This window comes from Halosolutus amylolyticus, assembly GCF_023566055.1.
Taxonomy (GTDB): domain Archaea; phylum Halobacteriota; class Halobacteria; order Halobacteriales; family Natrialbaceae; genus Halosolutus; species Halosolutus amylolyticus.
Genome location: NZ_JALIQP010000003.1, coordinates 193,884 through 208,827, shown reverse-complemented (window position 1 = coordinate 208,827; position 14,944 = coordinate 193,884). Strand labels below are relative to the sequence as shown.

10 protein-coding genes are annotated in these 14,944 nt (G+C 66.8%); 5 read left to right on the top strand and 5 right to left on the bottom strand.

The window, feature by feature from the left end:
- Positions 1 to 10: 10 nt before the first annotated feature.
- Positions 11 to 1,078: a M42 family metallopeptidase gene (locus tag MUN73_RS13535; RefSeq protein WP_250141022.1), complete on the bottom strand. Its 1,068-nt coding sequence runs from the start codon at positions 1,076 to 1,078 to the stop codon at positions 11 to 13.
- A 191-nt stretch (positions 1,079 to 1,269) separates the two neighbouring features.
- Between MUN73_RS13535 and MUN73_RS13530 the strand changes: the two genes are divergently transcribed.
- Together MUN73_RS13530 and MUN73_RS13525 are read left to right on the top strand one after the other, a co-directional pair.
- Positions 1,270 to 2,436 carry a thiolase C-terminal domain-containing protein gene (locus MUN73_RS13530; RefSeq protein WP_250141021.1) on the top strand — a complete coding sequence of 389 codons (1,167 nt, stop codon included), beginning with the start codon at positions 1,270 to 1,272 and terminating at the stop codon, positions 2,434 to 2,436.
- Positions 2,433 to 2,828 (top strand): Zn-ribbon domain-containing OB-fold protein, encoded by a 396-nt coding sequence (locus tag MUN73_RS13525; protein ID WP_250141020.1) that lies wholly within the window; start codon positions 2,433 to 2,435, stop codon positions 2,826 to 2,828. The genes MUN73_RS13530 and MUN73_RS13525 overlap by 4 nt, the downstream gene beginning before the upstream one ends.
- A gap of 87 nt (positions 2,829 to 2,915) precedes the next feature.
- Here the strand turns inward: MUN73_RS13525 and MUN73_RS13520 are convergent, their stop codons facing one another.
- On the bottom strand, positions 2,916 to 6,062 hold the full coding sequence (locus tag MUN73_RS13520; protein ID WP_250141019.1) for an FAD-binding and (Fe-S)-binding domain-containing protein: 3,147 nt from the start codon (positions 6,060 to 6,062) through the stop codon (positions 2,916 to 2,918).
- Positions 6,063 to 6,173: 111 nt separating this feature from the next.
- Entirely contained in the window at positions 6,174 to 7,955 is a 1,782-nt protein-coding gene (locus MUN73_RS13515) for an L-lactate permease (RefSeq protein ID WP_250141018.1), read from the bottom strand.
- Between the two features lie 352 nt (positions 7,956 to 8,307).
- On the opposite strand from MUN73_RS13515, the gene MUN73_RS13510 reads away from it, so the two are divergent.
- Positions 8,308 to 8,907, top strand: coding sequence for a helix-turn-helix domain-containing protein (locus MUN73_RS13510; RefSeq protein ID WP_250141017.1), 600 nt, complete (start codon positions 8,308 to 8,310; stop codon positions 8,905 to 8,907).
- A 103-nt stretch (positions 8,908 to 9,010) separates the two neighbouring features.
- Here MUN73_RS13510 and MUN73_RS13505 read toward each other — a convergent pair whose 3' ends face one another.
- Both MUN73_RS13505 and MUN73_RS13500 read right to left on the bottom strand, forming a co-directional pair.
- On the bottom strand, positions 9,011 to 9,283 hold the full coding sequence (locus MUN73_RS13505; RefSeq protein ID WP_250141016.1) for a HalOD1 output domain-containing protein: 273 nt from the start codon (positions 9,281 to 9,283) through the stop codon (positions 9,011 to 9,013).
- A 57-nt stretch (positions 9,284 to 9,340) separates the two neighbouring features.
- Positions 9,341 to 11,077, bottom strand: a complete 1,737-nt coding sequence (locus MUN73_RS13500; protein ID WP_250141015.1) for an L-lactate permease — start codon at positions 11,075 to 11,077, stop codon at positions 9,341 to 9,343.
- 680 nt (positions 11,078 to 11,757) lie between these two features.
- Between MUN73_RS13500 and MUN73_RS13495 the strand changes: the two genes are divergently transcribed.
- Together MUN73_RS13495 and MUN73_RS13490 are read left to right on the top strand one after the other, a co-directional pair.
- Complete coding sequence (locus MUN73_RS13495) at positions 11,758 to 12,285, top strand: LUD domain-containing protein (RefSeq protein ID WP_250141014.1); 528 nt, start codon at positions 11,758 to 11,760, stop codon at positions 12,283 to 12,285.
- On the top strand, positions 12,278 to 14,503 hold the full coding sequence (locus MUN73_RS13490; RefSeq protein WP_250141013.1) for an LUD domain-containing protein: 2,226 nt from the start codon (positions 12,278 to 12,280) through the stop codon (positions 14,501 to 14,503). Before MUN73_RS13495 ends, MUN73_RS13490 begins: the two co-directional genes overlap by 8 nt.
- Positions 14,504 to 14,944 lie beyond the last annotated feature (441 nt).

Sequence of the window (14,944 nt, the reverse complement as noted above, 5' to 3'; positions counted from 1 at the left end):
CCGACCGCCGTCAGAGCGTGTACTCGTGCTCGCCGTCCTCGCTCTCGAGGAACGCCGCGAGGAGGTCGATCGTCGCCGCGACGTCGTCGACGTGGGCCGCCTCGGTGACGGTGTGGAGGTACCGCGTCGGGATCGAGATCGCACCCACGGGTTTCGCGCCCGCCGAGAACTGGAAGCCGGCGGTGTCAGTGCCCCCTGCCGGCAGGATCTCGTGCTGGTACTCGATTCCCTCGTCCTCGGCGACGGCCTGCAGACGGCGGTGGACCTTGGGGTTCGTGATGACGCTCGAGTCCTTGAGTTTGATCGCGGTCCCCTCGCCGAGGTCGGTGACGTGATCGCCGTCCTCGAAGCCGGGGACGTCGTTGGCGACCGTGACGTCGAGCGCGATCGCGAGGTCCGGGTCGACATCGACGCCAAGCGCGCGAGCGCCGCGTAGGCCGACTTCCTCCTGGACCGTCGCACAGAAGTGGATCGTGGCGTCGGGGTCCTCGATCCGGCGTGCGGCCTCGAGCATCGCGAACAGGCAGACCCGATCGTCCAGCGCCTTGCCGGTGATCGTCTCGCCGACGCGCTCGGTGGTCTGGTCCATCGTCACGAGGTCGCCGGGCGAGATTCGGTCGGCGGCCTCCTCGTACGGGAGGCCGACGTCGACGGCGACGTCGTCGACCTCGGGGGTCTTTTCGCGTTCGTCCTCGTCGAGGGTGTGTGGCGGCGGCGAGCCGATTACGCCGGGCAGATCGCCGTCCTCGGTGTGGATCGTCACGCGCTGGGCCTTGAGGACGCGGGCGTCCCACCCGCCGAGCGCGTCGAGTTCGACGAAGCCGAACTCGCCCTCCTCGCCGCGGACGTGACGGACCATGAAGCCGATTTCGTCCATGTGAGCCGCGACGGCCACCGAGTAGTCGCCGTCGCCCTCGATCGTTCCCACGACGTTTCCCATCGCGTCGGACCGGACCCAATCGACGCTCTCGTCGAATTCTCGCCGGACGAGGTCTCGAATCCGATCCTCGTAGCCGGGAACGCCACTCGTCTCGGTCAGTTCGGTGAGCAGGTCGAGATCGAACGAAGCCGATGACATGCTCTCACGTCGGTCGTACCCGGCTATAAACGCGTGGAAAGCGGGTCCGCCAACCGGCTCTCGATGGTTCGGGACCGTCGGCCACCGCTCGACCCGACCGCTCGCTCCCGCGCTCGAAACTCATATCAACGATCGTGATGGTTAAGATGTGAACCGCGGAGTATTAACCGATCGGTCTGCTACGATCCCCCATGAGCGACGTACGTGTGGCAGGTGTCGGCCTGACATCGTTCGGGAACACGCCCGAACGGACGAGTCGCGACCTCTTCGGGGACGCGACGATCGAGGCGTTCGCGGACAGCGGTGTCCCGCGGGACGACGTCGAGGCCCTCCTCTACGGCAACTTCATGGGTGAACTCTCCGAACACCAGGGCCACCAGGGGCCGCTGATGGCCGAAGCGGCTGGCATCCGGGCACCCGCGACCCGCTACGAGTCCGCGTGCGCGTCGAGCGGGGTCGCGATCCGGGACGCGGTCAAGCGGATCCGTAACGGCGAAGAAGACGTTCTCCTCGTCGGCGGGGCGGAACGGATGACCAACCTCGGGACCGCGGGGGCGACCGAAGCGCTCGCGATCGCGGCCGACGACCTCTGGGAGGTCCGTGCGGGGACGACCTTCCCCGGTGCGTACGCGCTGATGGCCCAGGCGTACTTCTCCGAGTTCGGCGGCGAACACGAGGACCTGGCTCACATCGCGGTCAAGAACCACGAGAACGCGCTGACCAACGAGAAGGCCCAGTACCAGCGCGCGATCGACGTCGACGACGTCCTCGAGGCCCCGCAGGTCTCGAGTCCGCTCGGCCTCTACGACTCCTGTCCGATCTCGGACGGCGCGGCGGCACTCGTCCTCACGAGCGAGGACTACGCCGCGGAGCACGACCTCGACGCCCCGGTCGCGATCACCGGCACCGGACAGGGCGGCGATCGGATGGCCCTGCACGATCGGGAACACCTCGCGCGCTCGCCCGCCGCTCGCGAGGCCGGTGAGGAAGCGTACGCCGAGGCCGGCATCGACGCGAGCGATGTCGACGTCGCGGAGGTCCACGACTGCTTTACGATCGCCGAGGTGCTCGCGATCGAGGCGCTCGACCTCGAACCGATCGGCGAGGGGATCTCGGCGGCCCGGGACGGTCGAACGACCGCCGACGGCGAGACGCCGATCAACCTCTCGGGCGGCCTGAAGGCGAAGGGCCACCCGGTCGGGGCGACCGGGGCCTCCCAGATCGCCGAGGTCAGCAAACTCCTCGCGGGGACGCACCCGAACAGCGACCACGTCGCGGACGCGACGACGGGCGTCGCCCACAACGCGGGTGGCACGGTCGCGAGTGCGACGGTTCACGTGCTGGAGGTGGTCGCATGACGGACTCCGAAAACGCCGTGCAGGACGCGGGATTCGACGAGTGGCTCGACGCCGCCGAGGACGGCGACGCCTACTACCTCGAGTGTCCGAACGAACACGGCTCGCTCCCGCCGCGTCGGGTCTGTCCCGACTGCGGGGCGACGGACCTCGAGGAGGTCCCGCTCCCCGCGACCGGCGAGATCGAGACGTTCACCGTCACGCACGTCCCGACCCCCGCGTTCGAGGACGACGCCCCCTACGCCACCGCGATCGCGAACTTCGGCCCCGTCCGAATCACCGGACAGGTCGTCGACGTCGACCTCGAAGCGATCGAACCCGGCCTCACCGTCGAGATCGAGATTTCGGTCTCGGAGACGACCGGCGAACGGGTACTCTCGTTCTCGCCGGCATAGCGCGATCGACGTCCGTTGTATAGCGCGATTGGTATCTGTTTCTCACCCCGGCGGTCGACGCCTGTTTCTGCAGTCTCCGTGCGCGAATCAGGATCGATCGAGCGCCTCGGCGACGACCTCGATCGGCGTCGGCGGCTCGTCGTCCGCCCCGGGTCGATCGCCGAGCTGGGTCCGACAGGAAGCGCCGGGAGCGACGACCCGATCGCCCTCGCTGTCGTCGACCTGGTCGTAGAGGACCTCACCGATCGCCTTGCTCATGGAGTAGTGCTCGGCCTCGTAGCCGAAACTGCCCGCCATGCCACAGCAACTCGAGTCGAGCGGATCGACCGCGTAGCCCGCGCGGCGAAGGACGCCGACGGCGTGGTGGTCTTTCGCGTGGGCCTTCTGGTGGCAGTGGCCGTGGTAGACGAGGTGGTCGTCCGGCGCGTCGAACGCGAGATCGGCGTCGAGATCGAATCGATCGAGGTACTCGCAGACGCCGTACGTGTTTTCGGCGACCCGATCGACGTCGCTTCCCGCGAGGAGATCGCGGTAGTCCGACTGGAGCATGACCGCGTCGGAGGGTTCGAGCAGGAGCACGTCCCAGCCGTCCTCGACCAGCGGTTCGAGACCGTCGACGGTGCCGCGCGCCTTCTCGGCCGCCAGGTCGAGCATCCCCTTCGAGAACGCCGGCCGGCCGACGTCCCGCGGCGTCGCGACCTCGACGTGAACGCCGGCGGCTTCGAGCACGGCCAGCGCCGCCTCACCCGCCTCGGGATACTCGTGATTGGTGTAGACGTCCGGCACCAGCACGGCGCGGCGGGTCGCCTCGGCCGCCGGCACGGCGGGGTCGCGATCGGCGACCCGCTTCGCGAAGGTGCGACGCTCGAACGTCGGGAGGTCCCGCTCCCGGGAGATGCCGAGCACCGTCTCCGCGAGGAGGCCGGTCCCGGGGAGGGCCGTCATCCAGTTCGAGACGGGTGCGGTCGCGCTCCCGAGTTTCGCGAGCGTCTCGAAGTTCGCGAAGACGCGATCGCGAAGCGAAATCCCGTTTCGCTGGTGGTGTTCGTGGACGATCTCGGCTTTCAGCTTCGCCATGTCGACGCCGCTCGGGCAATCGTGTTTGCAACCCTTGCAGCCGATACAGAGGTCGAGCACTTCTTCGACGAACTCGTCGTCGAACTGCGCCTCGGGATCGAGGTCCCCGCTCATCGCCTGCCGGAGCATGTTCGCTCGCCCGCGCGTCGAGAGGATCTCCTCGTGGCTCGCGCGGAACGTGGGACACATCACGCCGCCGGTCGTGGACTGCTCGCCGCGACAGCCGCCACAGCCGTGGCAGAGTTCCGCCATTCCCTGAAACCCCTGATCGGTCTCCCACTCGAGGACCGGGTCGAACCCGGCGTCGAACTCGTAGTCGGGACCGAACCGGTGATTCTCGGTCATGTCCGTCGGGTTCTCGTCGCGGAAGACGACCTGGCCGGGGTTGAGCACCCAGTCCGGATCGAACGCGCTCTTCAGGTCCTGGAACGTCTCCCACAGGTCCTCGCCGTAGAGTTTGCGATTCCACTGGGTTCGGGCCCGCCCGTCGCCGTGCTCGCCCGAGATGGAGCCGTCGTACTCGACCACGAGATCGGTCACGTCGTCGGCGATCGACGCCATGGTCTCGAGGCCCGCCTCCGACTTCGTGTTCACGAGCGGTCGGATGTGGAGCACGCCGGGTCCGGCGTGGGCGTAGAAACTCGCATAAGTGTCGTGATCCTCCAGGACCGACTGGAAGTCCGCGACGAACGCCCGGAGGTTCTCGGGCGGAATCCCGGTGTCCTCGATGAACGCGACGTGTTTCTCGTCGGTCGTCCGCGAGAGCAGGATCGGCAGGCCGGACTTGCGGAGTTTCCAGATCTTCGCGCGACTCGCCTCGTCGTAGGCCTCGATCGCGTCGAACGCGAGGACGTCCGCGTCGGTGACCGTCCGCTCGGCCGCGTCGTCGGCGACCCCGTCTGGATCGACCGATGGACAGCGATCGGCCAGCAGGTTCGCGACGTTTCGCTTGCCGTCGGCGACGTCGTCGGCGTAGAACTCGACGATCAGGACCGCGGTCGTTCCCGCGGGCAGCATCTCAGTGACCGGGCCGAACTCGGGCGTATCGCGCGCGAGGTCGATCATCACGTCGTCGAGCACCTCCACCGCGGCCGGGTCGTGCTCGACGATCGCCTCGACGTCAGCCATCGCGTCGAGCACCGTGTCGTACGCGAGCAGGGCCATGCTCTTCGTTTCGGGGACGGGTTCGAGCGAGACCGTCGCCTCGGTGACGATCGCGAGGGTCCCCTCGCTGCCACAGAGGAGTTTCGCGAGGTTGATCGTCCCGCCGTCGGCGTCGGGTTCGCCGATCCCGCGGTCGGTGCCGCGGGCGTCTTCGCTCACGGCATCGCCGTTCGCGTCCGTCGAGGCGCTTCGCGCCTCGCTGACCAGCCAGTCGAGATTGTACCCCGACACGTTGCGCTTGAGATCGGGATAGATCTCCTCGATCAGGTCGCCCCGTTCGTCGAGGATACGGGCCACTTCGGCGTAGATTGCCGACTCGAGGTCCTCGCCGTCGGCGAGGTCGGGGAGGTCATCGACGTCGACCTCGCCGAACGTCGTCACTGTGCCGTCCGCGAGGACGGCCTCGACCTCCTCGACGTAGGCGTCGGTCTTGCCGTACTGGAGCGAGTGTGCGCCCGTCGAGTTGTTGCCGATCGCCCCGCCGAGCGCGCTCTTGTCGCCCCAGGCGGGATCCGGTGCGAATTTCAGGTCGTGGGGGGCGAGTGCCTCGTTGAGCGTCTCGAGGTAGATCCCCGACTGGGCGGTCGCACGCCGCTCGTCGGGATCGATCGATACGACGTCGTCCATCTGCGTCGTGAAGTCGAGGACCACGGCTTCGTTGACCGTCTGGCCCGCGAGGCTCGTTCCGCCGCCGCGGGGCAACACCGGAATCTCCCTGTCGGCGCAGTAGGAGACGACTGCGGCGACGTCGGCGGTCGACTGCGGGAAGACGACGGCGATCGGTGTCACCTCGTAGAGACTCGCGTCGGTCGCGTACAGCTGTCTCGAGTACGAGTCGGCACGAACGTCGCCCGCGATGCGGTCCTCGAGGTCGGCGACCAGCGTCGGCCGCTCGACGTCGTCGTTCCGGTAGTCGTAGTTCGCCTGCGGATCGGCCGCAGGGTCCGATACAGTCGATCGGCGGTCTCGTGAATCCGTGGGATTGCTAGCCATTGGTGTGGTCTCGATGTGGGTTGGTCGTCGGGTGGCGATCGACAGCGGCGCGGTCGGCGTCCGGGAAGCGGTGTCGGCGTGGATCGACCCGACTGTCGGGGTCCGCCAGGATCAGAACACCTCCGGGAAGAACACGTACGTAAACAGCAGTGCCCAGACGCCGACGAAGACCGTATAGTACACGAGCGGAACGAGATTGAGGCGGATCACGCGTCCTTCCTCTCCGATCAGGCCGACGGTCGCCAGCGCGGCGACGACGTTGTGGATCGCCACGAGGTTCCCGATCGCGCCGCCGACGGCCTGTGCGCCGACGATGAGTTCGTGGGACAGGCCGAGTCGCTGGGCCGCGACGAACTGGAACGGTCCGAAGGTGAGATTACTGACCGTGTTCGAGCCGACCAGTGCGGCCCCCAGCGCACCGATGAGTGCGGCGACTAGCGGGTAGGCCGGGCCGAACAGGTTCGCCGTCGCGGTTCCCAGGACGACGATCATGCTGTCGACGCCGTCGGCGTGGGATCCCGACTGGAGCATCACGTGGGCCATCGCGAGCACGAACACGAGCGCGATCAGGGGCGAAACCAGTTTCGCCGTCGCGCCGAGCCAGGCCTCCCGCACCTGCGTCCGGTCCATATCGAAGAGCCCGATCGCCGCGATCGCACTGACCAGCAACCAGGTCCCGGGGACGTAGGTGAAGTCGATGCCGTTGCCGAGTTCGGTCCCGAGAATGTTCGCCCACTCGAAGCGGAACAGGCCGACCGTGAACTCCCCGACTCCCGTCGTGATCGTCCCGAGCGTGAGCGAAATCCGGGCGCTGAACAGTTGTACCGGTTCGCCCTGGAGCAATCCGGGGAGCGGATCGAAGACGCGGGTACAGATCAGGAGCCCGAGCAACAGCAGGTACGGCGACCACGCCCGCAGGAGCGAGATGTCGTGGCTCCCGGCCAGCACGCTCCTGGCCTCGGAGGGCTGAATCGAGCCGACCCAGTGGTCCGGCCACTCCTCCTGCTCCGGGAACGTCCACTCCTCCTCCGGCAGGAAGTACCCCTCGCGGAGTGCGGCGATCGTGATCGCCGCCCCGACCATCGATCCGACCAGCGCCGGGAATTCGGCGCTGATGAACCACGCCGACAGCCAGTAGGGAATCACGAACGCGAACCCTGCGAACAGGCAGAGGGGCCACACCTCGAGGGCCGGCCTGATCGATCGGTTCCCGGGTTCGTCGAAGAAGTAGACGACCATGCCAACCACGAACAGGGGCATCACGAAGCCGACGAGCAGGTGATAGGTCGCCGCCCACGCGGCCACGTTGACCGCGAACTCGGTCGCGGTCAGCCCCTCGGCTTCGATGGCCGATCGGATGCTGGAGACGCTCGCCACCGGTTCCCGGATGCCGACGATGATCGGCGTCCCGACCGCGCCGTACGTGACCGCGATGATGTGGCCGATCAACGCAGCGACGACGGCGGCCAGCGCGGGAAAACCGAGTCCGAGCAACAGGGGCGCGACGACGGCGGCGGGGGACCCGAATCCGGCTGCGCCCTCGACGAACGTCGAGAGGAAAAACGCGATCAACACGACCTGCACGCGACGATCCTCGCTGATCGTCGCGAATCCACCGTTGAGGACGTCGAACGCCCCCGCTCGAAGCATCGTGTACAGCAACACGAGCGCGCCGAAGACGATGAAGAGGATCTGGATCGCGGTGATGACCCCCTCGATCGTCGCCGCGGCCAGCCACGTGATCGGCATCTCCCAGACGAAAAAGCCGACGGCGAGCGCCGAGAGCCACGCGATCGGCATCGCCCGCGTCGCGGGCCAGAGGAGACCGACGAGCAGGACGCTGACGACGACCAGCGGGACGGCTGCGAAGGCGACGCCGACCGCATCAACCATCGCTGTCACCCCCGGCCCCCGGACCGGTCCACGAGTCGTGCCGCGGCTCGATCATGTCACGCGATACCCTGGGTAGATCTCTGATTTATAGGTAGCGGACCGTTCACGATCGTCGGCCCGGATTTTCGCTCGCTCCGGTTCGACGGTCGGGAACCGCTGTTTTCGGCCATCACACCCACGTTCCCGCCAGCTGACGGTGGCGTGACCGACACATCCCGGCGGCTGGATGTCACGCGAACCAGCCCGGAAGAGCCGTCGATCGGAACCGCCACGAGATCCGGTTTCGATCGGTCTCCTGTGCTGTTTCACTCGAATGTAAAGGCATATGCAGTTGTGTACTCTGGGCCGATCCATGAGCAACGACCGTGAACGAAACAGTCACGGACAGTATGCGGATCGGATCCCGGCGGAGACCGCCCTCGAGGCCTTCGACGACCGCGACGATCTCGGCCGCCCGTTGACTGCCGACGACGTGATGGAGACGCTCGACTGTTCGCGCCGAACGGCACACAACAAACTCACCGAACTCGTCGAAGACGGAGCGCTCAGGACCCGCAAGATCGGCGCTCGCGGACGGGTCTGGTGGGTTCCGATGGAGGCGTCATCCGAACCGCAGCCGGCGACCGATCGAACCGGGGCGGAGGCGCCACCACGGGCGGTCCAGGAGGCGATGGAGACGATCGATCTCCCCGGGACGGGAGCGACGCTCGAGGCCCGGCGCGAGGCGCTGCTCGCGTCGTACGAGTTCCTCATCGACCATCCCAGCGCACGGAAGTCGGACTTCCTCGAGAACGTGTATCCCGATCACCCCGCGGAGTTCGAAACCGCCGAGGGCTGGTGGAACGCGATCCAGCCCGCGCTGAAGGAGTTGCCTGGCGTCGATCCGCCGGAAGAACGGGGCCACATCTGGAACTTCCTCGGAAGCGATCGGTTCACGCCGACGCTCGGCTGAGGACGCGGCCGGGTGCCTCGGTGGGACGGGAACCGCGTCGAAGGCCGATCGACGACCGCCGTGACCGCACCGCGGCGACCGGTCTTCCGGGCGGTCTCGATCGCTACTCGCGGAATCGGATGCGGATGCGCCCCGCGTTCGTTACCGTCACGTGATACGCTTCGACCCGGAACGAGACGACGACGTCGCCGGCACCGGAGCCCTCCGCCACGATCGTATCGAGCGCCTCGGGATCGACGTAGTCGTAGAGCCGAAAGCCGAGTTCGTCCGTCGTCGCGGCCCCGTCGGTTCCCTCGAGCGTACTGATCCCGTCGACGATGGCGACGCTGGCCGGTGTATCGTCGTCGTACTGCCGTTCGATCGTCGTTCGTGTCATCGTTCACGGAACAGTGAGGAGAATCATGGTAGTCGTGGCCGTAACGGACCCGGACTTCTAGAAGAAGCCAGGGAAGAGGACGTAACTGAACACCGTCACGACGATACCGACGCCGAGGGCGTAGTAGATGAGCGGGATCAGGTTCAGCCGCATCACGCGCCCCTCCTCCCCGACGAGGCCGACGGTCGCCAGCGCGGCGACGACGTTGTGGATCGCCACGAGGTTCCCGATCGCGCCGCCGACGGCCTGTGCGCCGACGATGAGCTGGGTCGGCAGGCCGAGCTGTGAGGCGGCCTCGAACTGGAACCCGCCGAACGTAATGTTCGACACCGTGTTCGAGCCGGCCATCGCCGCGCCGAGAGCGCCGATGAGGGCGGCGATGAACGGATACGCCGGTCCGGCGACGTTAGCGGTCGCCTCGGCGAGCACGAAGATCATGCTGTCGGTCCCCGCGGCGTGTGCGCCGGACTGGAGCATCACCTGCACCATCGCGATGACGAACACGAGCGCGATCAGCGGCGAGATGAGCTTCTGGAGCGTCTCCGTCCAGGCGGCTTTGACCTGATTCCCAGTCATCCGGTACAGCGGAATCGCGACCAGTGCACAGAGCACCAGCCAGAAGCCGGGGACGTACAGCCAGTCGACGCCGCCGCTGATACCCGTCCCGAGAATATCACCCCACTCCGTGCCGAACCGTTGCAGGACGGTGGGGAGCGGCTCGACGACGCGAGTGACGACGAGCAAGACGACCAGCAAAATGTACGGCGTCCAGGCGCGGAGCAGCGAGATGTCCGACGTGCCGACGCCGCCGTCGGCGACGGTCGCATCGCCCGTACTGCTGCCCGTACCGGGTGCACTGGCCTCGCCGGGTTCGATCGTCCCGACCCAGTGGGCCGGCCACTCCTCGCGGTCCGGGAAGTCCCACTCCTCGTCCGGGACGAAGTAGCCGGCCTTCAGCGCACCGACGACGATCGCACCGCCGACCATCGCGCCCATCAGGCTGGGGAACTCGGCGCTGATCTGCGCCGAGAGCCAGTAGGGGACGACGAACGCGATGCCCGAAAACAGGCACAGCGGGGCGACTTCCCACGCGGGCTCGAGGCTGCGCTCGTCCGTGTCGCCGAAGAAGTAGACGACCATGCCGACCGCGAACAGCGGCATGACGAAGCCGACCAGCGTGTGGTAGGTCGCCGCCCAGATAGCGACCTCGAGCGAATACTCCTGTACCGTGAACCCGGCGTCAGTGATCGCTGTGCTCGTGGTCTCGGTCGAGCCGAGCGGGTTCTCGATCCCGATGATGATCGGCGTCCCGACCGCGCCGTAGGTGACGGCGAGGACGTGACCGATCAGTCCGGCAATCACTGCGGCGAGCGCCGGGAATCCGAGCGCCAGCAGGAGCGGCGCGACGACGGCGGCGGGCGTCCCGAAGCCGGCCGCGCCCTCGATGAACGCCGCGAGGAAGAAGCCGAGGAGGATGATCTGTACCCGCCGATCGTCGCTGATCGTCGCGAAACCGCGGTTGATACGGTCGAACGCGCCGGCCTGCATCAGCGTGTACAGCAGAAGCAACGCGCCGAAGACGATCCAGAGGATCTGGATCGCCGTCAACACCCCCTTCGTGGAGGCTGCAAAGAGGTACGCTCCCGGCATATCCCAGACGGCCCAGCCGACCAGCACCGCCACGACGTAGGCGACCGGCATCGCCCGCGTCGCGGGCCACAGCAGTCCCACGAGCAAAACCCCGGCGAGCACGAGCGGCGTGGCCGCGAGCAGTAGTTCGACCGTACTAACCATTCAGCTCATCCCCTGTGCCCGTCTTCGGAGCTAGCAGTGGACGATCGGTATCGATGCCGTGTGGAATCGGATCTGGCATGGGTTCAGGACAGTTAAACCAGTATATATAACCTTCGACCGTTTGAGGTCGTCGGCCGATCAAGTCCGCTGTTCTCGCCCTGCAGGTGTAATTTTCATTTAGTACTCTGAGGAAAGATTGAGTATATGCTAGACGGAACCACGATCGGGGCGAATCCGGCACGTAAGACGGACGCCTTGATCGGGAGCGATCGTCCTGTATAGACAACTGTCGTGGCCACCTACCGCGATTTTTCGCGGTAGCTACGTCGAATGGGGCGACGGGATACTGCTGGCGACTCTCGACTTGAGGCGCGACCGGAAACGAAGCGACTCTTTTTCAGTCGTGTGTACAGGATATACAGTCGTGTGAATTGGCCTTTTCAGACGTGTCCCACGGACGCGTCGGCTGGCGCGCGGTTACGAATACCACGATTCGACGGTCTGGAGCAGGCGGACACACCCGATCTGTGCCGATCGGAACCGAGACCGTCGAATCCGGCGGACGGTATCGGGATCGGGGGAGGAGCGCCACCTCGAAGAGCGCACCCACCGACCCATTGCAAGTGTGCACTGCGTGAACGAACAGAACAGTGAAATAGGCACGGTCGTAGCATCGTCCCATGAGTGTCGACCCAGGGTCCGCGCCGGAGCGGTTCGAAGCCGCGCTCGCGGACCTCGACGTGCCGGTCACGTACACCGATCCAGCCGGGTTCGATCGTACGCTTGAGACTATCGCCCGCGAGCCAGCGATCGGAACGTCCCTCCCGTTCCCGTCGGTCTCGCTTCCGGACTGGGTGGACGACGACCCGACGCCCGCGAGCCTCGATTCGGCGGTAACCGGTATCACGGCCGCCTCGATCGGGATCGCCGACTACGGGAGCGTCGTCCTCCCGGCAACGGCGGCCGGATCGGAGCAGGTGAGTCTCTTTCCCGACCTTCACGTCCCGATCGTCCGGGCCGAGGACGTCGTCGCGGACATGTCGACGGCGATCGCTCGCCTAGGGCCGGACCTGCGCGACGGCGGGAGCGCCATCGTCGCGACGGGACCGAGCGCGACCGCCGACATGGGCGCGCTCGTGAAGGGAGCGCACGGGCCGAAAGACGTCCACGTCGTCGTCCTCGAGACGCGGGGTGAGTCCGATGAGTGAGACCGATCGCGGGGCGAAAGCCGACCGGATCCGTCACCTCCTCGAGACCGAGGGCGAGGCCGTCGAGGCGAACACGCTCGGGTTCAACCAGGGACGGTACGAGTCGGTCGCGGACCTCGAGGATTACGAGGCCCTGAAAGACGAGGCGCGGGCGATCAAGGAGGACGCGATCGAGCGCCTCCCGGAACTGATCGACGAGGTCACCGAGACCGTCGAGGAAAACGGCGGGACCGTCTACCTCGCCGACGACGCGGCCGACGCGAATCGCTACATCCGCGACGTCGCGAGCGAGAAGGACGCCGGGCGGGTCGTCAAGTCGAAGTCGATGACCAGCGAGGAACTCGAGGTCAACGACGCGCTCGCGGAAGACGGCGTCGACGTCGTCGAGACCGACCTCGGCGAGTGGGTCCTGCAGGTCGCCGACGAGGCGCCGTCGCACATCGTCGCGCCGGCGATCCACAAGTCCGAGGACGAGATCGCCCAGCTGTTCAACGAGCAGTTCGATCCCGAAGAACCGCTCGAGACCGCCGAGGAGCTGACGATGTTCGCCCGCGAGCGGCTGGGCGAACTGATCCGTGACGCGGACGTCGGGATGACCGGCGCGAACTTCATCACGGCCGATTCGGGTTCGATCATGCTGGTCACGAGCGAGGGGAACGCCCGGAAGTCCGCCGTCGTCCCGGACACGCACGTCGCCGTCGCCGGCGTCGAGAAGATCGTTCCCTCCGTCGAGGATCTCGCGCCGTTCATCGAACTGATCGGCCGATCCGGAACCGGCCAGGACATCACCTCCTACATTTCGTTGCTGACGCCGCCGGTCGAGTCTCCGGTCGTCGACTTCGACGAACCGGACGTCGCGTTCGCGGACCGGAACGACGATCGGGACTTCCACCTCGTGTTGATCGACAACGGGCGCATGGCGATGCGCGATGACGAGCAGCTTCGCGAGACGCTGTACTGCATCCGCTGTTCGGCGTGTGCGAACTCGTGTGCGAACTTCCAGAGCGTCGGCGGCCACGCCTTCGGCGGCGAGACCTACACCGGCGGCATCGCGACCGGGTGGGAAGCGGGCGTCCACGGGCAGGAGTCGGCGGCCGAGTTCAACGACCTCTGTACCGGCTGCACCCGCTGTGTGAACGCCTGCCCCGTGAAGATCGACATCCCGTGGCTCAACACGGTCGTCCGCGATCGGATCAACCGCGAGGGCGACGACGGGCAGTTCGAGTTCGTCTACGAGGAACTGGTCCCCGACGAGGAACCGGGCGGCCTCGACCCCCAGAAGCGACTGTTCGGGAACTACGAGACGCTGGCGAAACTCGGGAGCGCGACCGCGCCGCTCTCGAACTGGATGGCCGGTCTCGGCCCGGTCAGGAGCCTGCTGGAGCGCGTCGTCGGCGTCGATAGCCGTCGGGACCTTCCCGAGTTCCAGCGCGAGACGCTTCGCGAGTGGTACGAGAAACGGGGGTCGCGGGTCGACCCGATCGACGCGGATCGCGAGGTCGTCCTCTACCCCGACACGTACACGAACTACGTCGACGTCGATCGGGGCAAGGCGGCCGTCCGGGTCCTCGAGGCGCTCGACGTTCACGTCCGCATCCCCGACGTCGGCGAGAGCGGGCGTGCGCCGCTTTCGCAGGGCCTGATCGCCACCGCCGACGAGCAGGCGAGTCGCGTCTACGCCGCGCTCGCCGAACACATCGACGCTGGCCGGGACGTCGTCGTGATCGAACCCAGCGACCTCGCGATGTTCCGCCGCGAGTACGAGAACCTCTTGCCCGAGCGATCGTTCGAGCGACTCCGGGACGGTAGCTACGAGATCCTCGAGTACGTCTACGGACTGCTCGAGAACGGGGGCGATCCCACCGAACTCCGTGACGGCGGGGAGGGCCCGCCGATCGCCTACCACGCCCACTGCCAGCAGCGCACGCTGGGGCTCGATCGCTACACGACCGCCGTCTTCGACGACCTCGTCTACGACGTCGTCGAGAGCGACGTCGAGTGCTGTGGGATGGCCGGGAGCTTCGGCTACAAGCGCGAGTACTACGAACTCAGCATGGACGTCGGCGAGCGACTCGCCGAGCAGTTCACCGATCCCCGAGCCGAGGATCGGCTGGTCGTCGCCAGCGGCACCTCCTGCGAGGAGCAGTTAGGAGACCTGCTCGATCGGGACGCGGTCCACCCGATCGAGGTGCTCGATCCGCGGTCGCGGCTCCGCTGATCCGATCCCCTTCGATCCGTTCAGTCGCGACGCCGGCCACCCGGTCGGGTGAGGCAGCCACGGTCCGCAGGAACGGCTCTCTGCCCGGCGTTTTCTACCGATCGGATTCCGACCCGGTCGAACGCATCCGGAACCGTTCGAAACCGCCCGGTTCCACCTAGGGTGCGGTACTGGTGAAAATATAAATTCGACGTCGTGGGTCGTGTGAGTGGATATCTGACGCAGGCCGTCCCAGCGACCACCGATCCGCCTCCACGCGATCAAGGACGTCGAGAAGTGGAACACCGAGCGTCAGGAGTCGATGGAGATCGACGACTGACGGGCGAGAACACAGGCGAGACGCGTCGAAAGACGGCCGAGCCGGCGACTTTTCGGCCAGCGGGTCAGCCCTCGGGTACCGATTCGATCGATGCGTACCGCGCGTCCTCGAGTTCTTCGATC